The sequence below is a fragment of the Nonomuraea sp. NPDC050783 genome (assembly GCF_040802095.1).
Classification (GTDB): Bacteria; Actinomycetota; Actinomycetes; order Streptosporangiales; family Streptosporangiaceae; genus Nonomuraea.
Genome location: NZ_JBFAHK010000014.1, coordinates 163,776 through 183,298 on the forward strand (window position 1 = coordinate 163,776; position 19,523 = coordinate 183,298).

The following is a 19,523-nucleotide window of genomic DNA, read 5'->3' on the forward strand; positions in this document are numbered from 1 at the left end:
TCGACTGCGTGAGGGGATCACCATGGCTGTCTGCGAGACCTGCGGCAACGACTACGACATGGCGTTCGAGGTGCATGCCCAGGGCGCGGTGCACACCTTCGACTGCTTCCAGTGCGCGATCGAGGCCATGGCGCCCATCTGCGAGCACTGCGGCACCAAGGTCATCGGGCACGGGGTGCAGTCGGGCGAGCACTGGTACTGCTGCGCCCACTGCGCCCGCGCCGAGGGCAACGACGGCATCGTGGACCGCGTGATGGCGAGCACCACCACCGTCTAATACCGACTGGCGCCGTCTAACGTTTCAGCAGGGCACGCATCCGGGCGACGGCCGCCGCCAGCGGCTCCGGCGGGACCGGGGCGGCGAGGTCGAGGACGATGTCGCCGTCGCGGTGCTCCCACACGCCCGCCACCCGGCCCTCGTGGATCACCACGGGGGAGATCCAGCCCGCCTGGCGGCTCACCCTGGCCTTGAGCGCCGGCGGCAGGAGCGGGGCCAGCGTGCGCGGAGCGCCCAGGATGTACTGGTCGAAGCCGGGCAGCAGGTGGACCTCCTCGGACGGGCGGGTGGCGGCCAGCTCGTCCACGTGCTCCGACAGCGCGAGCAGCGTGAGCCCGTCGTCGGTCTCGACCTCGGTCAGCTCGGGCGCCAGGTCGCCGAACCAGCCCTTCAGCACCGCCTTGCGCGCCGTGCCGCCGAACAGCCACGTGTCGAACATCTCCGGCGTCGCCGGCCCGTGCGCCCCCAGGTAGGCGCGGGCCACCCGCACGCCCGCCTCCTCGTGCGGGGGCAGCTCTCCCGGCCATCCGGGGATCCAGCCGGCGGGCGTGGTGAAGGTCACCCGGCCGTCGCGGGGCGGGCCGTAGCACAGCTCGCCCAGGCGGCTGAGCGGCTTGAGCAGCGCGCCCCAGCCGGACGTCAGCGCCTCGCGCAGGTGGACCTCACCGGTCACCGCCACCACGGCCTCGACCAGCTCCTCCCGGGTCAGCGGGGCGCCCTTCAACGCCTGGGGGACCGCCTCCATGATCGCGGCCAGCTCGCCGGCCGTCACCCCGTGGCCCCGCTGCCAGGAGCCCTTCTCCCAGAACCGCAACGTCGCCAGCGCGCTGCAGTAGACGGCCAGCTCGTCGGCGGGGACCAGGTGCAGGGTGCCGCCGCGCATGAGCCAGGTCTTGGCGAGCGTGCGCTCCTCCCACAAGGCACGCCCGACCTCCCCGCGATCGGGCCCCGCGTGACCGGCCTCCCCGCGATCGGGCGTTGCCCGCCTGACCGCCACCGCCAGCTCCGCCGACGAGGCCACCTGCGCCTGCACCCCGCACAACCGCCGCGCCACGCTCACGGCGTCGGGCGCGCCGGCCCCGCTCACGTACTGCCTGCGCAACCGCCACGCCAGGATCTGGCCCCAGCTCACCCGAATCGTCATCCGCCCTTTCTACACGCTCCCCCGGCCCGCCGGGAGGCACGCCCTCCCGGCGGCGGCGGGGGAAGGCACGCCCGGGTCAGCGCATGAAGCCGATGTTCTCGTAACGCAGGTCGTAGAAGCCGCGCGCTCCCACGTTGGCCAGCGTCTCCTTGACGGCCACGTTCTGCGGCCGCTGGTAGAGCGGCAGGACGTTCACCTCCTGCCACAGCAGCCGGTCGGCGGCGTTGGCGGCCGCCCGCCCCTCGGCCGGGTCGAGGGACTGCGCCGCCCGGCTCATCGCCTGGTCGACGGCGGCCGACCCGGTGCGCCCGAAGTTGGCGTTCCACGTCTTGCCGTCCACCGCGTTGGCGTAGATCCCGTAGCTGCTGGACACGGGGAAGGGCGTGCCGATGTACGCGAACGGCGTGATGTCGAAGTTGCCGGGGATGACGTAGTTGGTGAAGAAGTCGTCGCTGGGCACCGCCTTGATGGTCAGCTTCACCCCGATCTGGGCGAGCATGCTCTGCGCCAGCTCCCCTTCCTGCTTGCTGATCTGCACCCCGGACGGCACCACGAACCGCAGCTCCAGCGGCTTGCCGTCCTTCTGCCGGACCGCGCCGTTCAGCTTCCAGCCGGCCGCGTCCAGCAGCCGCCGGGCCCGCCCGGGGTCGTAGGTGCCGAGGTCGCCGGCGTTGGCCTGGTAGCCCTCCTGGGTGTTCATGAAGAAGTGGTTGTCGAGCAGCGCGATCGGCCAGTCGAGCCCCTGAAGGTCGGACTGCGCGATGGCCTGCCGGTTGATGCCGAGCTGGACGGCCTGGCGCACGGTGCGGTCGCGCAGCAGCTCGCTGGAGCCGTTGAAGGTGAAGTGCCGGAAGTCGGGGCCGGCCGCCTGCCGCACCTGCGCGCCCGAGGTGGCCTTGGCCCGCGCGTAGTCGGGCGCGGACGGCCCCACGTCGATGACGTCGAGCTCGCCGTTGCTGAACGCCCCGATCAGAGAGTCCTGCTCCGACGCCCGGAAAACGATCTTGTCCAGCTTGGCCCGCTCGCCCCACCAGGAGGGGTCGCGCACCAGGGTGATCGTCTTGGCCGTCTGGTCGAACCCGCCGAACGCGAACGGCCCGGCCGTCACCGGGATCCGGTTGAGCCAGCCGGTGTTGAACGCCTGCGGCGAGACGTTCGTGGCGGCCGGCAGCAGCGGCCCGAACAGCGCCTGCCAGTCGCCGAACGGCCGTGCGAACGTCACCACCACCTGGTGGTCGTCCTTGCCCCTGGTCACCTTCTCGATGTCCTGGTAGCCGGTGGCCGAGGCGATGCGGTAGGCGGGGTCCTTGCCGTTGAGCGCCCGCCACTGGGCCTGGTAGTCGGCCCACGTGATCGGCTTGCCGTCGGACCAGTGCGCCTTCGGGTTGAGCGTGTAGGTCACCACCTGCCGGGGCCGCTCGTCCGTGACCTCGGCGTCCAGCACGTAGTCGCGGTTGGGCGTGATCTCGGCCTTCTCGTCGGAGACGAACGGCGAGGGCAGCAGCGCGTTGCTGACCGCCGCCGCCACGGCCAGGTTGCCGTCGACGTGGTTGCGGTTCCACTGGGCGGGGAACTCGCCGATGCCCCACCGCAGTGTCCCGCCGTCCTTGACCTTGTCGCGCGGCTGGAGGTTGATGTCGAAGGCCTTGATCGTACGGTCGTCACCGGCGCCGCCGGCACCCCCCGTGCCGCTGCCGGGGCCGCCCCCGCAGCCCGCGAGGGCCAGCGGCGCGGCCACGGCCAGGGCCGCGACGAGACGTGCTGCTTCCATCGGACGATTCCTCCTGGTCATACGACGACACGCCTCTCGGCGTAATGGCAGGCCGCGCCCTGGTCCTCGGCCAGCGTCCGGACGTCGGGCTCGACCTGGACGCAGAGCCCGCGCTCGTCGTCGGTGAGCTCGGCCCGGAACTTGGGGCACCTGGTGCGGAAGCGGCAGCCCGTCGGAGGGTCGGCCGGGCTGGGCAGGTCGCCCTCCAGCAGGATCCGCCGCCGCGAGCGCTCACGCGCCGGGTCGGGCAGCGGGATCGCCGACAGGAGGGCCTGGGTGTAGGGGTGCATGGGGGTGTCGTAGACGGCGTCGACCTGGCCGATCTCGGCGATCCTGCCGAGGTACATCACCGCCACCCGGTCGGCCAGGTGGCGCACCACGGCCAGGTCGTGCGCCACGAACAGGTAGGACAGCCCCAGCCTGGCCTTCAGCGCGCCGAGCAGGTTGATCACCCCGGCCTGGATCGACACGTCCAGTGCCGAGACCGGCTCGTCCAGCACCAGCAGCCGAGGCTCCAGCGCCAGCGCCCGGGCGATGCCGATGCGCTGGCGCTGCCCGCCGGAGAAGTCCTGCGGATAGCGGGCGGCGTGCGAGGGGTCGAGCCCGACCAGCGACAGCAGCTCGGCCACCCGCAGCTCCGGCTGCGGCCGCCCGTGCGTGCGCAGCGGCTCGGCCAGGAGGTCGTGGACCGTCATGCGCGGATCGAGCGAGGCCAGCGGGTCCTGGAAGACCACCTGCATGTCGCGCCTGATCGCGGTGCGCTCGCCCCGGCCGAGCCTGGCGGTGTCGCGGCCGAGCACCACGAGGCGGCCGGCCTGGGGAGCGGCCAGCTCCAGGATCTCGGTCAGCGTCGTGGTCTTGCCGCTGCCCGACTCGCCGACCAGGCCCAGCGTCTCGCCCTCGCGGATGTCGAAGCCGACCCCGGCCACCGCGTGCACGGTGCCCACCCGGCGCTTGAACACCGCGCCCTTCAGCAACGGGTAGTCCTTGACCAGGCCGCTGACCTCCAGCACCGTCCGGGCCGCGCGCTCGGCCACGGGCGGCGGCGGCAGGCTCTCGGAGCCGTCGGAGCCGATCGGGCGCACCTCCTGCCAGCGGATGCAGGCCGCGCGGTGCCCCTCGCCGACCTCCAGCAGCGGCGGCTCGCGCTCGTCGCAGGCGGCCACGTGCAGCGGGCAGCGCGGCCCGAACGGGCAGCCCGGCGGCAGCGCGGCGGGGGAGGGCGGGCTGCCCTCGATGGGCACCAGCCGCCCGCCGTCGCGGTCGATGCGCGGCACCGAGCCCAGCAGGCCCACGGTGTAGGGCATGCGCGGCCGGTAGTAGACGTCGTCCACGGCCCCGACCTCGACCGGGCGGCCCGCGTACATGACCAGCACCCGGTCGGCGAAGCCGGCCACCACCCCGAGGTCGTGCGTGATCATGATGATCGCCGCGCCGGTCTCGCGCTGGGCCTTCTTCAGCACCTCCAGCACCTGCGCCTGGATGGTGACGTCGAGGGCGGTGGTCGGCTCGTCGCAGATGATCACGTCGGGGTCGTTGGCGATGGCCATCGCGATCATCACGCGCTGCCGCATGCCGCCGGAGAACTCGTGCGGGAAGGCCAGCGCCCGCTCGGCCGGCCGCGGGATGCCGACCAGCTCCAGCAGCTCGACGGCCTTGACCAGGGCGTTTTCCTTGCTCACACGCTGGTGCACGCGGACGGCCTCGGCGATCTGGTCGCCCACCCGGTAGACCGGCGTGAGCGCCGAGAGAGGGTCCTGGAAGACCATCGAGACCGTCTTGCCGCGCAGCGCGCCGAGCGCGCGCTCGGGCGCGCCGATCAGCTCCTGGCCGTGCAGCCGCACCGACCCGGTGACCCGCGCCCCGGGCGGCAGCAGCCCCATGACCGCCGCCGCGGTGACGGATTTGCCCGAGCCGGACTCGCCGACGATGGCCAGCACCTCGCCGGGCCGCACCGAGTAGCCGACCCCGCGCACGGCCGGCACGTCGCCGAACCTGACCCCTAGGCCGGTGACCTCCAGGACCGGTCTCATCGCGCCCTCTTCGCCGCCGGGTCGAACGCGTCGCGCAGCGCGTCGCCGACGAGGTTGACCGCCAGGACGGTGACCACCAGCAGCCCGGCCACGAACCAGAACGTCCACGGCGCGTACATGGCCGTCCTGGACCCGTCGGCGATCAGCGTGCCGAACGACACGTCGGGCGGCTGGATGCCGAACCCGAAGTACGACAGCGAGGTCTCGGTGAGGATGGCCGCGCTGACGTTGAGCGTGGCGTCCACGATGAGCAGCGACGACAGGTTGGGGATCACGTGCCGGAAGACGATGCGCACCGGCGGCACCCCCATGTAGCGGGCGGCCCGGATGAACTCCCGCTCCTTCAGCGAGATCGTCATCCCCCGGACGACCTTCGAGGTGACCATCCACAGGAACAGCGCCAGCACGACCACGAACAGCACCCACTGCCCGGCTCCGAACAGCGGCGACATGATCGCCAGGATGAGGAAGGCGGGCAGCACGAGCAGCAGGTCGGTGAGCCGGCTCAGCACCCGGTCGGTCCAGCCCAGGAAGTAGCCGGCGAACGCGCCCACCAGGGCCGCCAGCGCCGTGGAGATCAGCGCCGCCAGCAGGCCCACGACCAGCGACTTCTGCATGCCGCGCAACGTCAGCGCGTAGACGTCGGCGCCGGTCTGGAGCGTTCCGAACCAGTGGGCGGGGGAGGGCGGGCGCAGGAACGCGGTGAAGTCCTTGTCGATGTAGCTCCACCGGCTGACCAGCGGCCCCGCGAACGCCAGCAGGAACATCAGCGCCAGCACCGCGAAGCCCGCCAGGCCCTGCCGGGAGCGGAAGAACCGCCCGGCCACCGTGCGCAGCCGGGACGGGACGCGCGCCGGGACGCCGCCGGTCAGCTCCTCGGCCAGCTCCTCCTGTGACAGCGTCATCAGGCCCGCACCCTCGGATCGAGCGCCGCGTGCAGCAGGTCGGCGGCGAGCGAGGCGCACAGCACGGCCACGCCCGCCAGCAGCGAGACGGCCGCGACCGTGTTGACGTCGTTGGTGAAGATCGAGTTGATGAGCTGCTCGCCCAGCCCGTGCCAGCCGAAGATCTTCTCGGTGAACGTGGCCCCCGTCAGCAGCGCCCCGAACGTGAACGCGAAGTAGGTGGCCACGGGGATCAGCGCGGTGCGCAGCGCGTGCCTGACCAGCGCCCTGCGCCGGCTCAGCCCCTTGGCCACGGCCGTGCGCACGAAGTCGGCGCCCAGCACGTCGAGCATCATGTTGCGCTGGTAGCGGCTGAAGACGGCGGCCAGCCCGACCGACAGCGAGAGCGTCGGCAGGATCAGGTGCTGCAGCCGGTCGACCAGCCGGCCCCAGAGCCCGGTGGGCAGCCCCACGCTGTATTCGCCGCTGACCAGCAGCACCTGGTGACCGAAGACCCGCTCGTTGGCCCAGGAGGCCAGCAGGATCAGCATGTTGGCCAGCACGACCACCGGCACCGCCAGCACCGCGAACGACAGGCCGGTGGAGAGCCGGTCGAACCAGCCGTACTGCCGCACCGCCGCCAGCGCCCCGCCCAGCACCCCGATGAGGCTGCCGAAGAGCATGCCCAGGACGACCAGCCGGAACGTCACGCCCATGCGCCGCTTGAGGTCGGCCCCGACCGGCGAGCCGGTGACCGTCCGGCCGAGGTCGCCGCGCACCACGCCGCCCGCCCAGGTGGCGTAGCGCTCCAGCAGCGGCGTCTTGTCGTTGAGGTTGAGCGCGGTGAGCTGGGCGTCGACCACGGCCGGAGGCGGCTTGGGCGTGCGGTCGGCGTAGTTGGAGCGCGGGTCGAGGGCGACGGCGGCCAGCAGGTAGGAGAGGCTGGCGGCCAGCACGACGAGCGCGACGTAGCCGAGCAGCCTGCGGGCCAGGAAACCGGCCATCGCCCTCCCTCCGCCGTGACGCTATGCAGTCATATTGCTACACCATGCGGCCGGGAGGCGCACGCAGCCGGCAGAATCAGCAGCCGAAGTTCGCCCACGGGAGAAACGGACCGCCGGTGGCCGGAGGGGATCAGGGGAGGTCAGCGGCCCGAGATCTCGTCCACGGCGGCGGCGACGTCCTCGCTCGTGATCGTGGTCAGCTCGGCCGAGCTGGCCGGGACGCCCGCGCCGGCCTGCGCGGCCAGCCGCACGTCGCGGCGCATCGTGGCGCGCTCGAACAGGGAGCGGGCGAAGCGGCCGTTGCCGAGCCCGTCGATCAGCCGCTCCTCGCAGACCCAGGTGAAGACCTCGTCGAGGTTGCGCAGCGCGCCCTCGTCGAAGGTGTCGCCCGCCTTCTCCGCGAGCAGCACCGCGATCCGGGTCAGCTCGCGCGGCGAGTAGCTGGGGAAGGCCACGCGCTGGTTGAACCGGCTGGCCAGGCCGGGGTTGGTGGCCAGGAAGGCGTCCATCTCGCGCTCGTAGCCGGCCAGCACGACGACGAGCCGGTCGCGGTCGTCCTCGGCCCGCTTGAGCAGGGTCTGCACGGCCTCGGCGCCGAACGCGTCGCCGCCCTGATAGCCGGGGTTGATCAGGCTGTAGGCCTCGTCGATGAACAGCACGCCGCCGAGGGCCCGGTCGACCAGCTCGTTGGTCTTGATCGCGGTCGCGCCGAGATGCTGGCCGACCAGGTCGGCGCGGTGCGCCTCGACCACGTCGGGCCTGGCCAGCAGGCCCAGGGCGGCGAAGATGCGGCCCAGCACCCGGGCCACCGTGGTCTTGCCGGTGCCGGGCGGGCCGACGAAGACGAAGTGGCGCATCTGCGGCGGCGTGGGCAGCCCGCGCTCCTGCCGCATGCGGGCCACCTGGAGCTGGGCGGCGATGGCGTGGACCTGCCGCTTGACCGGGGCCAGGCCGGCCATCCCGTCGAGGTCGGCCAGCGCCTCCTCCAGCGTGGGGGTGGCGACGTAGCCGCGGAAGCGGGCGGTGAGGTCCTCGAACGCCTTGGTCACGTCGGCGGTCGTGGTGGTGACCAGGTCTTCGGTGGTGGGGGTGCCACCCGCGCCGACCACCCGCACGTCGCGGGCCTGCGCGGCGGCCTCGACGAGGCTGCGGGCGAAGCGGGCGTTGCCCAGCTCGTCGACCAGGCCGCGGCGGTGGACGTCGTCGTACAGGCCGAGCAGCACGCGCCGGGTCTCCTGGCTCATCTGGTCGCCGCGGCGCCGCTGGAGCAGCTCGGTGACCTCGACCAGCTCCTGGGGGGAGTAGCCGGGGAAGCGCACCCGGGTGGCGAAGCGGCTGGCCAGGCCGGGGTTGCTGGACAGGAAGCCGCTCATCTCCTGCTCGTAGCCGGCCAGGATGATGATGAGCCGGTCGCGGTCGTCCTCGGCCCGCTTGAGCAGGGTCTGCACGGCCTCGGCGCCGAACCGGTCGGGCTGGCCGTCGGCGGAGTTGATCAGCCCGTACGCCTCGTCGATGAACAGCACCCCGCCGAGGGCCCGGTCGACCAGCTCGTTGGTCTTGATCGCGGTCGCGCCCAGGAACTCGCCCACCAGGTCGGCCCGCTGCGCCTCGACCACGTAAGGGGTCTCCAGCAGGCCGAACGCGTAGAAGATCTTGGCGAGGGCGCGGGCCACCGAGGTCTTGCCGGTGCCGGGCGGGCCGACGAAGACGAAGTGGCGGGTGGGCCGCTCGCTGGTGTAGCCGGCCTCGGCCCGCAGCCGGTCGGCCTCGATGGAGGCGGCGATCGAGCGCACCTGCTCTTTGACCGGGGCCAGCCCGACCATGCTCTCCAGCTCGGCGAGCGCCTCCTCGACGGAGATCTGCGGAGGCGCGCCGGCCCGGTCGTGGAGGGCCTCGGGACGGCCCTCGCGGGCTCTGACCCTGACCTGCTCCTCGGCGGTGGCGCTCTCGGCCCTGACCCGGCGGGCGAGCAGGAGACGGTGGACGAGCACGGCGAGCGCGGCGGCGTACGCGACCCAGACCGAGACGGTGGCGGACACCAGCGCGACCGCCGCGCCGAGCAGGCCGGCGGGCACGAGCGCGGCCAGCGTGGTCACCCAGGGCGTCACCCAGCGGATGAGGTGCGCGGCGGCGGCGACGGGCAGGGCCAGCCCGACCATCAGGTGCACGGCCGCCGAGCCGGCCGGGTAGAGCCGCGCGAACACTTGCACGGCCAGCACCGCCCACCCCGCGACCACCAGCGTGGTGGCGGCGGCGCGGGGGAAGCGCATGGTCAGCGCGACGAAGGCGAGCGCCAGCAGGATGCGGGGGAAGGTGGTGAGCAGGTCCCAGCCCAGTGCCGCGCCCGCGCCCATGGTCGCGACGAGCACGACCACGTAGAGCACCCGGCGCACGGCGGGGGGAATCTGGTAGTAACGCTCTCGCACCTGTTCGAACAGATCCCGCGCTGCGGCCCGCCCCGCGGCCTGGGCCCTGCCGGACTCACGCATCACGCCTCCCCGGTCCGCCCCTGGTTATACCGCACCGGACGGACTATTGGGCGGTCCTGACACGCTGGACAGAGGTCACGAAAGCGGCGATCCGCCGGCCCAGCTCGGCGCCCGCGTCCTCCTGGAGGAAGTGCCCGGCGCCCTCGATCACGGGATGGTCCAGGCCGGCTGCCCCTGCCATCGCTTTCGTGAGGACCGGCCGCATACCTCCCGTGATCGGGTCCCCGTCGGAGAAGGCCACCAGGAACGGGCGCTCCAGCGTGGTGAGGACGCGCCAGGCAGCGCGGTTGGCGGGCGCGGCCGGGTCGTCGGGCGAGGTGGGCACGAGCCCCAGCATCGCGCGCGGGCCCGCCTTGTAGGACTCGTCCGGGAACGGCGCGTCGTAGGCCGCCCGCACCCGCGGCGGCAGCTCCTTCTTGCAGCCCGCCTGCACCAGCCGGGCGATGTCGAGCACGGGGGCCTTGCGCACCGCCTCCCTGAACCGGTGCCAGACCTCGGGCATGGGAATGTCACCGGTGGGCAAGCCCGTGTTGGCCGCCACGATCCTGGCGACCCGCTCCGGGTGCTCGGCCGCGATCCGCAGCCCGATGAGCCCGCCCCAGTCCTGGCCGACCACCGTCATGCCGCGCAGGCCGAGCGCGTCGAGCAGCAGGGCGCGGGTCCACTCGACGTGCCGGGCGTAGGTGTGGTCGGCGGGGTCGGCGGGCTTGTCGGAGCGGCCGAAGCCGACGAGGTCGGGCGCGACGGCGCGCAGCCCGGCCGCGGCCAGCTCGGGCATGACGTGACGGTAGAGGAACGACCAGCTCGGCTCGCCGTGCAGCAGCACGACCGGCTCGCCGTCGGCCGGCCCGGCCTCCACGTACGCCATGCGCAGCCCGTCGCCCACCTCGGCGTGGCGGGGCTCGTACGGGAAGTCGGGCAGGTCCGCGAAGCGGTCGTCGGGGGTGCGCAGGATCCGCATGGAACAAAACTCTAGTCACCGGCGCCGGCGCCGCCCAGGGCGTCCGCCGGCGCGGACCCGGCGGGGATCTGGCGCGGATTCGGCGCGGCCGGCGTCCGGCCTGGTCAGGGCCTCGACGTGTCACTCGCGCGAGGACATATCCTGATTGTCACCATTTATGGCACTTCGATCGGTCCCTGTGCACCCGTGGACCGGTACTGACATATGGCTGCATCTCGCCAGAGAGGTGCGCCAAATCCCCGATCAGGCGATACCGCTATGACAAGCGCCTGCCATGGCCTAAGCTGCCACGCAAGCCGGAGCGCACGAGCCGGGGCGTCACCGTCCGGAGGACGGCGGGCGCGGATCCGCGGCACGCGGACGGCCGACCATCAGCACGTGCGGGCCCTGTCAGCGGATCGGCCTGCAAGGAGGCCCATGACCGTCACACAGGCCGCACCCTTCGTCAAGACCCTCGCCCGCCGTCCCGGCGAGCGCCGCTGGTCCGTCCTGGCGCTGCTCTGCCTGGCGCTGCTGCTCATCACGGTGGACGCGACGGTCCTGCACATCGCGGTGCCCGCGCTCACCGCCGCGCTCGAACCCAGCGCGGTGCAGCTTCTGTGGATCATCGACGTCTACTCGCTCGTCGTCGCGCCGCTGCTGATCGTGTTCGGCACGCTCGGCGACAAGTACGGCCGCAAGCGCCTGGTCCTGGGCGGCTTCGTGCTGTTCGGGCTGGCCTCGGCCGGCGCCGCGTTCGCCCCGACGCCGCTGACGCTGATCCTGGCCAGGGCGCTGCTCGGCGTCGGCGGCGCGATGATCATGCCGGCCACGCTCTCGCTCATCCGCCAGGTCTTCACCGACCGGCGCGAGCGGGCCCTCGCCCTCGGCGTCTGGAGCGCGGTGGCCGCGGCCGGCGCGGCCGTCGGGCCGCTCGTCGGCGGGGTGCTGGTCGGCTGGTGGTGGGGCGCTGTCTTCCTGGTCAACGTGCCCATCCTGCTCGTGCTGCTGCCCGCCGCCGCCCGCCTGCTGCCGGACTCGCCCGTCCGCCGCGACCGGCCCTGGGACGGCCTCAGCGCCGCGCTGTCGATGCTCGGCCTCCTGGCGCTGGCCTTCGGGCTCAAGGAGGCGGGCTCGGGCACCCTCATGCCGCGCTGGGCGTCGGTGCTGGTGTTCCTGGCCGGGGCCGGGCTGCTGGCGGCCTTCGTCCGGCGGCAGCGGCGGCTGGCCGTGCCGCTGCTGGAGCTCGGGCTGTTCCGGCGGCGCGAGTTCGCCACCGGCGTGGCCGGGGTGCTGCTCGGGGTGTTCGCGCTGGTCGGGTTGCAGCTCATGCTGGCCCAGTACCTCCAGCTCGTGCTCGGCGACAGCCCGGTGCGCGCGGCGTTCCGCATGCTGCCGCTGGTGCTGTCGGCCATCTGCGGCGGGCTCGCGGCGGCGCACATCCTGCCGCGCGTCGGCCTGCGGGCCACGATGAGCGGCGGCCTCGGGCTGGTCGCGCTGGCCCTGAGCCCCACCCTGAGCTGGGGGGTGGAGGGCCATCCCGTGATGCTGGCCGTCTGCTTCGTCGGCATCGGGTTCGGGGTGCAGGTGGCGCTGCTGGCAGCCTCCGACACGATCATGTCCGCGGTCCCGGAGTCCCGGGCGGGCGGGGCCGCGGCCATCGAGGAGACCGCGTACGAGCTGGGCGCCGGCCTCGGCGTCGCCGTGCTCGGCACGATCACCGCCATCGCCTACGCCCCCGGCCTGCCCGCCGTGCCAGGGGTGCGGGCGGCCGACATGGACGAGGCCCGCCAGTCCCTGGCCTCGGCCGCGCACGTCGCCCAGGAGGTGGGCGGCAGCGCGGGCGGGGCGCTGCTGGACGCCGCCCGCTGGGCCTTCGTCAACGCCCTGCACACGACCGTGGTCGTGAGCGTCGTCCTGCTGAGCCTGACCGCCGTCGCGGTGGCCGTGCTGCTCAGCCGTGATTGAGGTGTCCCATGTCCCGATCAGGGCAGACCACTACCGTGAAACAGGTTCTCCGTGATGTCGCGGCCTTAGTCGCCCGCCTCGGCGTGGGCGGGATCTTCTTCGCCAACGGCTGGACCAAACTGGAGGACGGGCTCAAGATCACCGGCTCCAGGTTCCTGGAGCAGGGCGCGCCCGCGCCGCAGGCGTGGGCCACGGTCACGATGCTCGCCGAGCTCATCGGCGGGGCCCTGCTGATCGCCGGCCTGGCGGTCTCCGTCACGGGCCTGGTCCTCTTCGCCGAGGCGCTGTCGGTCTTCCTCGTCGCGCCGCCGCTCAACCCGATCACCATGAACGAGCTGATCCTGCTCGGCGCGGCCTCGCTGCTGCTGGCCGTGGTCGGGGCCGGGCGGGTGTCGGTCGACCACATGGTGGTGATCCGGCGGCGGGAGGCGGAGGCGGCCGACGAGTTCGCCGCCGACAAGGACGCCGAGCGGGTCATCGCGGCCTTCCGCGATCCGGACGCCCCTCCGCGCCCCACCCATGAGCCGGCGCCCGCCCCCGAGCCCGCGGGCCGCTCCACCGGCGAGCCGTCCAGGGGCTCCGAGCGCCCGGCCGGCGAGGAGCCCGCCGTCACGGAGCAAGCGCCCCCCGCGGCCCCGCCGGCCGCGCCGGCCTCGTCCGGCGAGGACACGGCGCCCCACCCGCGCCCCCGTGCCCAGCCCGCCAGGCGCACCGACGACCCGGCCCCGGCTCCCGCCGCTGGCGACACCCTGGTCGCGGGCCGCAAGAAGCCCGCTCCCCGCACCCGCCGCGGCACCTCCGAGTGACCGCCGGGCGCGGGGCGCGCCCCGCCCGCCAGCGCCTCACATGTCGGCGGTGAGCCGGGCCACCACCCGCATCTTGTTCATCGCGTCCAGCGCCGCCACCTTGTACGACTCCGCCAGCGTCGGATAGTTGAACACCGCGTTGACCAGGTAGTCCACGGTCCCGCCGCACCCCATGACGGTCTGCCCGATGTGCACCAGCTCCGTCGCCCCCGTGCCGAACACGTGCACGCCCAGCAGCCGCCGGTCCTCCGAGGACACCAGCAGCTTGAGCATCCCGTACGAGTCGCCGATGATCTGCCCCCTGGCCAGCTCCCGGTAGCGCGAGATGCCCACCTCGAACGGGACCTTCTCCCGGGTCAGCTCGTCCTCCGACTTCCCGACGAAGCTGATCTCCGGGATCGTGTAGATGCCGATGGGCGGCAGGTCGGCCAGCTCGTCCACCGGCTCGCCGCAGGCGTGCTGGGCGGCCAGCCGGCCCTGCTCCATCGAGGTGGCCGCGAGCGCGGGGAAGCCGATCACGTCGCCCACGGCGTAGATGTGCGGGACGGCGGTGGCGTAGTTGTCGTCCACCTGGATCCGGCCGCGCGCGTCGGCGGCCAGCCCCGCGGCCTCCAGGCACAGCTCGGAGGTCTTGCCCTGGCGGCCGGCGGAGTACATGACGCAGTCGGCGGGGATCTTCTTGCCGCTCTCCAGGATGGTCAGCGCGCCGTTGCCGCGCCGCTCCACGGCGGCCACGTGCTCGCCGAACCGGAAGGTCACCGCCAGGTCGCGCAGGTGGTACTTCAGCGCCTCGACGATCTCCAGGTCGCAGAACTCCAGCATGCGCTCGCGCCGCTCCACCACCGTCACCTTGGTGCCGAGGGCGGCGAACATGGAGGCGTACTCGATGCCGATCACCCCGGCGCCGACCACGACCAGCGTCTCGGGCACCCGGTCGAGGTGCAGGATCGCGTCGGAGTCGATCACCGTGCGGTCGTCGAACTGGACGCTGTCGGGGCGGGCGGGGGACGTGCCGGTGGCGATCACGATCCGGTCCGCGGTGATCTTCTTCTCGGCGCTCTCGTCCTCGCCGGACACGCCGATGGTGTGCGGGTCCAGGAACCGGCCGGTGCCGTGCAGGACCGTCACGTGGTTGCGGGCGAGCTGGCTGCGGATCACCTGGATCTCGCGGCCGATCACGTGCTGCGTGCGCATGCCGAGGTCGGTGACCGTGATCTCGTCCTTGACGCGGTAGCTGGCGCCGTACAGCTCGCGCTGGTTGAGGCCGGTCAGGTAGAGCACCGCCTCGCGCAGGGTCTTGGACGGGATCGTTCCCGTGTTGATGCACACCCCGCCGATCATGTGCCGTCTCTCGACCACGGCGACCCGCCGGCCGAGCTTCGCCGCGGCGATCGCCGCCTTCTGCCCACCAGGCCCCGAACCCAGGACCACAACGTCAAAGTCCGCCACGCCGTCCAGTCTGCGGGCCCCGCCCGCGCGGGGAAAGACCCGTCTGCCAGACTCCGGGTATGTCGCGTGCCTTCACCCAGGTCGATGTGTTCACCGCCACGCCCTATCACGGCAACGCGCTCGCGGTCGTGCTGGAGGGCAACGGCCTCGGCACGGAGGAGATGCGGCGCTTCGCCGCCTGGACGAACCTGTCCGAGACCACCTTCGTCCTGCCGCCCACCACCCCCGAGGCCGACTACCGCGTGCGCATCTTCACCCCCGCCCAGGAGCTGCCCTTCGCCGGACACCCCACCCTCGGCACCTGCCACGCCTGGCTGGAGGCCGGGGGAGCGCCGCGCGACCCGGACGAGATCGTCCAGGAGTGCGGGGCCGGGCTGGTGCGGGTGCGCAGGATCCCCGACGGCCTGGCGTTCCAGGCGCCGCCGCTGATCCGCTCGGGCCCGGTCGAGGAGCCGCTCCTGGCGCGCATCGCCGAGGCCCTCGGCATCGCCAGGGACGACGTCGTGGACGCGGAGTGGGCCGACAACGGCCCCGGCTGGGTGGCGGTGCTGCTGGCCGACGCCGCGTCGGTGCTCGCGCTGCGGCCCGGCACGGTGCCGTGCGACGTGGGCGTGGCGGGTCCGCACCCGGAGGGGGCGGAGTGCGCGTACGAGGTGCGTGCCTTCTTCCCCCACCAGGGCGCGACCGTCGAGGACCCGGTCACGGGCAGCCTGAACGCCTCCCTGGCGCAGTGGCTGCTGCGCACCGGCCGCGCCGAGGCCCCCTACGTCGCCGCCCAGGGCACCGCGATCGGCCGCGCCGGGCGGGTGCAGATCACCACCGGCGCCGACGGCGAGGTCTGGGTCGGCGGCTCGGTCGTCACCTGCGTCACGGGCCGCGTCGCGTTGTGAAGCGCACCTCGTCGCCCGGCCTGAGCTGGGCGGCGACCGCCAGGTCGGCGGTCCGCAGCACGCCGATCACCGGATAGCCGCCGGTCGGCGGGTGGTCGGCCAGGAACACGATCGGCTGCCCGCTCGGCGGCACCTGGACCGCTCCCGGCACCATGCCCTCGCTCGGCAGCTCGCCCTCCCTGGCGCGCGCCAGCCCGGGGCCGCGCAGCCGCACGCCGACCCGGTTGCTGTCCTGCGTCACCGTGTACGGCGCCGCGCACAGCTCCGCCAGCGCCCCCGGCGCGAACCAGTCGTCCCGCGGCCCCGGCAGCAGCCGCAGCACCGCGGGTCCCGGCTCCGGCAGCGGCGCCACGTCCACCGCGATCACGCCGGCCGCGCCGGGCGGCCCCACCGGCAGCAGGGCGCCGGCCCGCAGCGGCTCGGGCCCGAGCCCCGACAGCGAGTCGGTGGAGCGGCTGCCCAGCACCGGCTCCACCGCGATGCCGCCCCGCACCGCCAGATAGGTCCGCAGGCCCCGCGCGGGCGCCCCCAGGCGCAGCTCGGCCCCGGCGGGCACCCAGAACGGCGCCCCCATGCCCGCGCCCCGCACCGGCCCCGCCGGCACCGGCGCGCCCGCCAGCGCCGCCCACGCCCCCGCCAGGAAGCGCAGCCGCGCCCCGCCGAGGGTCAGCTCGACGCCCGCCAGGCCCTCGGGGTTGCCCACCAGCCGGTTGGCCAGCTTCAGGCTCGCCGCGTCCGCCGCCCCGGAGCGGGGCACCCCCAGGTGGGCGTGGCCCGGCCGGCCCAGGTCCTGGACGGTCGCGTACGGACCGGGCGCGATGACCTCGATCACGCCGGCCCCGCGGGCTCGAACCGCACCCGCGTGCCCGGCCGGAACAACGACGGCGGGTCGGCCGCCACGTCCCACACCCGCAGGGTGGTGTGCCCGAGCAGCCGCCACCCGCCCGGCGAGGCGGTGGGATAGACCGCCGAGTAGGGCCCCGCGACCGCCACGGAGCCGGCGGGCACCGACGTGCGCGGGACGTCCAGCCTGGGCACGTGCAGCACCGGGTCGAGCCCGGTCAGGTAGGCGAACCCCGGCGCGAACCCCAGCCAGCCCACCACCAGCTCGCGCCCCGCGTGCCGGGCGATCACCTCGGGCACGCCGACGCCCGCCAGCTCGGCCACCGACTCCAGGTCGGCGCCGTCGTAGACGACGGGGATCGTCACCACCGCCGCCCCGGCGGCCGGCCCGGCGGCGGGACCCTCGTCGCGCTCGCGGGCCAGCGTCCCGGCCAGGCGCGCCCGCAGCCGCTCCAGGTCGGCGCCCGGCGCCACCACCAGCACGGTCTCCGGCCCGGGGACGATCTCCGTGACCCGCGCGGGCCGCTCGCGCCGCAGGGCGGCGTCCAGCCGGTGCGACAGCTCCAGCGAGCCCGTCTCGACCAGCAGCGCGTCCTCCCCGGCCGGTCTGATCACGTGAACGCCTGGAGGACCACGCCGGCCGCCAGCAGCCCGTCGCGCACCTCCCGCGCCAGCCGGAGGGCGCCGGGGGTGTCGCCGTGGATGCAGATCGAGCGCGCCCCGACGGGCACGGAGGTGCCGTCCACCGCCGTCACCGAGCCCTCGATGGCCATCCGCAGGGCCCGCGAGGCCACCTCGCCCGCGTCGTGGATCACCGCGCCGGGCTCCCTGCGCGACACCAGCGTGCCCTCGGGCGTGTAGGCCCGGTCGGCGAACGCCTCGCACACCGTGGGCACGCCCGCGGCCGCCGCGATCTCGTGCACGACCGAGCCCGGCAGCGTGAGCACCGGCAGCGCGGCGTCGTAGTCGGCGACCGCGTCGATCACGGCCGTGGCCTGCTCGCGGTCGTGGCAGACGCGGTTGTAGAGCGCGCCGTGCGGTTTGACGTACGACACCCGGCCGCCCATCGCCCTGGCGATGCCGTCGACGGCGGCGAGCTGGTAGAGGACCTCCGCGCACAGCTCCTCGGGCTCGACGTCCATGGCCCGCCGGCCGAAGCCCGCCAGGTCGCGGTAGGAGACCTGGGCGCCGATCGCCACGCCCCGGTCGACGGCCGCCGCGCAGGTGCGCCGGATCGTCACCGGGTCGCCCGCGTGGAAGCCGCAGGCCACGTTGGCGCTCGTGACGATGTCGAGGAGCGCCGGGTCGTCGCCGAGCCGCCAGACCCCGAAGCTCTCGCCCAGGTCGGCGTTGAGGTCAATCACCATGGCACCATCATGCTCACTCGCGGCCCCCCTGGCGCGCGAACGCGGTCGTGGACGGGCCGGGCGTTCAGAACTCGTCCGGGATGTCGGCGATGTCGTCGAGGGCCGCGGCCAGCTCGTCGGGGTCGCCGCCGATCCGCTCGGCGATCTCGATGAGCACGTGCAGCACGTCGTGCCGGTCGTGGCCGAGGTCGAGCAGGCGCTGCGCCGCCTCCCAGAGCTGCGGCGGGTCGCCCTCCCACAGGCGGGTGGCGATCTCCTCGTGCCAGGCCAGGTGCTCCTGGTCGATGGCGCCGCCGTGGTCGATCTCCAATAAGGTGCGCCGGTCGGCCTCGTCGGCCGGGTTGAGCCGGTCGAGTTCGATGCCGTTGTGGGTGCCCTGGAGGTAGGGGAAGGCGAAGGCGCGCCTGGCCAGCGCCGACAGGTCGCCGTCGGGCAGCAGCCGCTCCAGCAGCGGACGGTCCAGCCCGAACGAGGTCGGGTCGCGGTAGGCCTCGGGGAACTTGCCCGTGGCCTCCCACACCGCGTCCAGGGTGGCCTTCAGCCCCTGCTCGGGCAGCCCGGTGCGGCGCGCGGCGAAGCGCACCCACGCCGACAGCACGTACGGCATCGCCTCCTGCTCGGTGACGCTCAGCATGACCTTGCGCGGCAGCCAGTCGAGCAGGAACGTCTCGCACTTGGTCGGGCTCACCCGCAGCGGCCGGTTGAAGTCCTGCTCGCAGCCGTAGTCGATGATGTGGTCGGCGCAGCGCGAGGCCGCCGACGGGTCGGACAGGTGCTCGGCCGCGTCGGAGGCCAGGAACTCGGCCGCCAGCATGGCCCGCCGCTCCCGGCTGTAGGGCGCCTCGATGTGCAGCGGGGCGGGGCGCTTGCGGCCCGGCGGCAGCGCCTTCAGCCGGGCGCGGGCGAAGGCGTGGTAGGCGCTGTAGCTGTCGCTCACCGGCGGCGGCGTCTTGGGCTCCCTGGTGGCCTTCATCGCCGACTCCAGCAGCGCCCTGGCCTGCTCGGGCTGGATCTCCTCGAACAGCAGCATCGGGTTGCCGGCCGCCTCGGCCCTGGCCTGCTCCAGCAACTTGTCGACCTGGGAGGACACCCAGGCGTCGCGGGCCATGCCGTTCATGTTGTAGTCGACGACCATGACCAGCGCGTGCCGGTCGGTGGGCTGCGACGCCTCGTCCCACCGGTAGGCGAAGGTGCAGATGACGGTGTCCTGGTCGCCGTAGGCGTCGCGGGAGACGTAGCAGCCGGCCGGCTTGACCGCGCCCACCTTGTCGGCCCAGCCCGGCCGGGCCACGCCGGACTCCATCATCGCCAGCGCCGCGCCCTCGGCCTTGGCGCCCTGGCGGGCCGTGCCGAGGTAGGCCAGGCAGACCAGCAGCGTGAGCGAGGCCGGGGTGCCGGCCTTGGCGGCGTAGTCGACCAGCCCCTCGCCGAGCACCTGCTCGACGTCACCGCCCCTGACCCGCTTGCCCCACCAGGCGCCGATCATGTCGGAGACCATCAGCTCCGCGTCGAGCGGCGTGCGCACGGCCAGCAGCTCGCGGGCCGCCGTCACCATCTCCTTGAACACGTCGTCGGGCGGGGTGCTCTCCCGGGGATCTCGTCGGTGTCGGCGCACACCCTCACTCTCTCGTATTCCAGGCACTGACGGTGCGGAGAAC

The 19,523-nt window shown here is 73.7% G+C and carries 16 protein-coding genes; 4 read left to right on the plus strand and 12 right to left on the minus strand.

Annotated features, from left to right (window positions below; translation table 11 throughout):
• Positions 1–22 precede the first annotated feature (22 nt).
• On the plus strand, positions 23–277 hold the full coding sequence (locus tag AB0H75_RS32475) for a hypothetical protein (RefSeq protein WP_367802993.1): 255 nt from the start codon (positions 23–25) through the stop codon (positions 275–277).
• A gap of 16 nt (positions 278–293) precedes the next feature.
• On the opposite strand, the gene AB0H75_RS32480 is transcribed toward AB0H75_RS32475, so the two are convergent.
• From AB0H75_RS32480 to AB0H75_RS32510, 7 genes are all read right to left on the minus strand, one after another.
• On the minus strand, positions 294–1,421 hold the full coding sequence (locus AB0H75_RS32480; RefSeq protein ID WP_367802995.1) for a crosslink repair DNA glycosylase YcaQ family protein: 1,128 nt from the start codon (positions 1,419–1,421) through the stop codon (positions 294–296).
• 76 nt (positions 1,422–1,497) lie between these two features.
• On the minus strand, positions 1,498–3,192 hold the full coding sequence (locus AB0H75_RS32485; RefSeq protein WP_367802997.1) for an ABC transporter family substrate-binding protein: 1,695 nt from the start codon (positions 3,190–3,192) through the stop codon (positions 1,498–1,500).
• Between the two features lie 17 nt (positions 3,193–3,209).
• A complete protein-coding gene (locus AB0H75_RS32490; RefSeq protein ID WP_367802999.1) occupies positions 3,210–5,225 on the minus strand; it encodes a dipeptide ABC transporter ATP-binding protein in 2,016 nt (671 codons plus the stop codon).
• Positions 5,222–6,130, minus strand: coding sequence for an ABC transporter permease (locus tag AB0H75_RS32495; RefSeq protein WP_367803001.1), 909 nt, complete (start codon positions 6,128–6,130; stop codon positions 5,222–5,224). The genes AB0H75_RS32490 and AB0H75_RS32495 overlap by 4 nt, the downstream gene beginning before the upstream one ends.
• Positions 6,130–7,113, minus strand: coding sequence for an ABC transporter permease (locus tag AB0H75_RS32500; RefSeq protein ID WP_367803003.1), 984 nt, complete (start codon positions 7,111–7,113; stop codon positions 6,130–6,132). Before AB0H75_RS32500 ends, AB0H75_RS32495 begins: the two co-directional genes overlap by 1 nt.
• A gap of 140 nt (positions 7,114–7,253) precedes the next feature.
• Positions 7,254–9,602, minus strand: coding sequence for an AAA family ATPase (locus AB0H75_RS32505; RefSeq protein ID WP_367803005.1), 2,349 nt, complete (start codon positions 9,600–9,602; stop codon positions 7,254–7,256).
• A 43-nt stretch (positions 9,603–9,645) separates the two neighbouring features.
• Positions 9,646–10,563, minus strand: coding sequence for a haloalkane dehalogenase (locus AB0H75_RS32510; RefSeq protein WP_367803007.1), 918 nt, complete (start codon positions 10,561–10,563; stop codon positions 9,646–9,648).
• Between the two features lie 417 nt (positions 10,564–10,980).
• Here AB0H75_RS32510 and AB0H75_RS32515 point away from each other — a divergent pair, with 417 nt between their 5' ends.
• Both AB0H75_RS32515 and AB0H75_RS32520 read left to right on the plus strand, forming a co-directional pair.
• Positions 10,981–12,510: an MFS transporter gene (locus AB0H75_RS32515; protein WP_367803009.1), complete on the plus strand. Its 1,530-nt coding sequence runs from the start codon at positions 10,981–10,983 to the stop codon at positions 12,508–12,510.
• A gap of 35 nt (positions 12,511–12,545) precedes the next feature.
• Positions 12,546–13,316, plus strand: a complete 771-nt coding sequence (locus AB0H75_RS32520) for a DoxX family membrane protein (RefSeq protein WP_367803011.1) — start codon at positions 12,546–12,548, stop codon at positions 13,314–13,316.
• A 36-nt stretch (positions 13,317–13,352) separates the two neighbouring features.
• Here the strand turns inward: AB0H75_RS32520 and sthA are convergent, their stop codons facing one another.
• Positions 13,353–14,765, minus strand: a complete 1,413-nt coding sequence (gene sthA, locus AB0H75_RS32525) for a Si-specific NAD(P)(+) transhydrogenase (protein ID WP_367803013.1) — start codon at positions 14,763–14,765, stop codon at positions 13,353–13,355.
• 59 nt (positions 14,766–14,824) lie between these two features.
• Here sthA and AB0H75_RS32530 point away from each other — a divergent pair, with 59 nt between their 5' ends.
• The gene (locus AB0H75_RS32530; protein WP_367803015.1) at positions 14,825–15,655 is read left to right on the plus strand and encodes a PhzF family phenazine biosynthesis protein; all 831 of its coding nucleotides are present in this window, start codon (positions 14,825–14,827) and stop codon (positions 15,653–15,655) included.
• Here AB0H75_RS32530 and AB0H75_RS32535 read toward each other — a convergent pair.
• From AB0H75_RS32535 to AB0H75_RS32550, 4 genes are all read right to left on the minus strand, one after another.
• Positions 15,633–16,487: a biotin-dependent carboxyltransferase family protein gene (locus AB0H75_RS32535; protein WP_367803017.1), complete on the minus strand. Its 855-nt coding sequence runs from the start codon at positions 16,485–16,487 to the stop codon at positions 15,633–15,635. The genes AB0H75_RS32530 and AB0H75_RS32535 overlap by 23 nt on opposite strands.
• The gene (locus AB0H75_RS32540) at positions 16,484–17,113 is read right to left on the minus strand and encodes an allophanate hydrolase subunit 1 (protein ID WP_367803019.1); all 630 of its coding nucleotides are present in this window, start codon (positions 17,111–17,113) and stop codon (positions 16,484–16,486) included. The genes AB0H75_RS32535 and AB0H75_RS32540 overlap by 4 nt, the downstream gene beginning before the upstream one ends.
• Entirely contained in the window at positions 17,110–17,865 is a 756-nt protein-coding gene (locus AB0H75_RS32545; RefSeq protein WP_367803022.1) for a LamB/YcsF family protein, read from the minus strand. Before AB0H75_RS32545 ends, AB0H75_RS32540 begins: the two co-directional genes overlap by 4 nt.
• A 64-nt stretch (positions 17,866–17,929) precedes the next feature.
• Entirely contained in the window at positions 17,930–19,420 is a 1,491-nt protein-coding gene (locus AB0H75_RS32550) for a hypothetical protein (protein WP_367803157.1), read from the minus strand.
• Between the last annotated feature and the right edge of the window lie 103 nt (positions 19,421–19,523).

Excerpts from the sequence above, each read along its gene's own strand:
- AB0H75_RS32475 (WP_367802993.1), top strand. The coding sequence starts at position 23 with ATGGCTGTCTGCGAGACCTGCGGCAACGACTACGACATGGCGTTCGAG.
- AB0H75_RS32480 (WP_367802995.1), bottom strand. The coding sequence starts at position 1,421 with ATGACGATTCGGGTGAGCTGGGGCCAGATCCTGGCGTGGCGGTTGCGC.
- AB0H75_RS32485 (WP_367802997.1), bottom strand. The coding sequence starts at position 3,192 with ATGGAAGCAGCACGTCTCGTCGCGGCCCTGGCCGTGGCCGCGCCGCTG.
- AB0H75_RS32490 (WP_367802999.1), bottom strand. The coding sequence starts at position 5,225 with ATGAGACCGGTCCTGGAGGTCACCGGCCTAGGGGTCAGGTTCGGCGAC.
- AB0H75_RS32495 (WP_367803001.1), bottom strand. The coding sequence starts at position 6,130 with ATGACGCTGTCACAGGAGGAGCTGGCCGAGGAGCTGACCGGCGGCGTC.
- AB0H75_RS32500 (WP_367803003.1), bottom strand. The coding sequence starts at position 7,113 with ATGGCCGGTTTCCTGGCCCGCAGGCTGCTCGGCTACGTCGCGCTCGTC.
- AB0H75_RS32505 (WP_367803005.1), bottom strand. The coding sequence starts at position 9,602 with ATGCGTGAGTCCGGCAGGGCCCAGGCCGCGGGGCGGGCCGCAGCGCGG.
- AB0H75_RS32510 (WP_367803007.1), bottom strand. The coding sequence starts at position 10,563 with ATGCGGATCCTGCGCACCCCCGACGACCGCTTCGCGGACCTGCCCGAC.
- AB0H75_RS32515 (WP_367803009.1), top strand. The coding sequence starts at position 10,981 with ATGACCGTCACACAGGCCGCACCCTTCGTCAAGACCCTCGCCCGCCGT.
- AB0H75_RS32530 (WP_367803015.1), top strand. The coding sequence starts at position 14,825 with ATGTCGCGTGCCTTCACCCAGGTCGATGTGTTCACCGCCACGCCCTAT.
- AB0H75_RS32545 (WP_367803022.1), bottom strand. The coding sequence starts at position 17,865 with ATGGTGATTGACCTCAACGCCGACCTGGGCGAGAGCTTCGGGGTCTGG.
- AB0H75_RS32550 (WP_367803157.1), bottom strand. The coding sequence starts at position 19,420 with ATGGTGACGGCGGCCCGCGAGCTGCTGGCCGTGCGCACGCCGCTCGAC.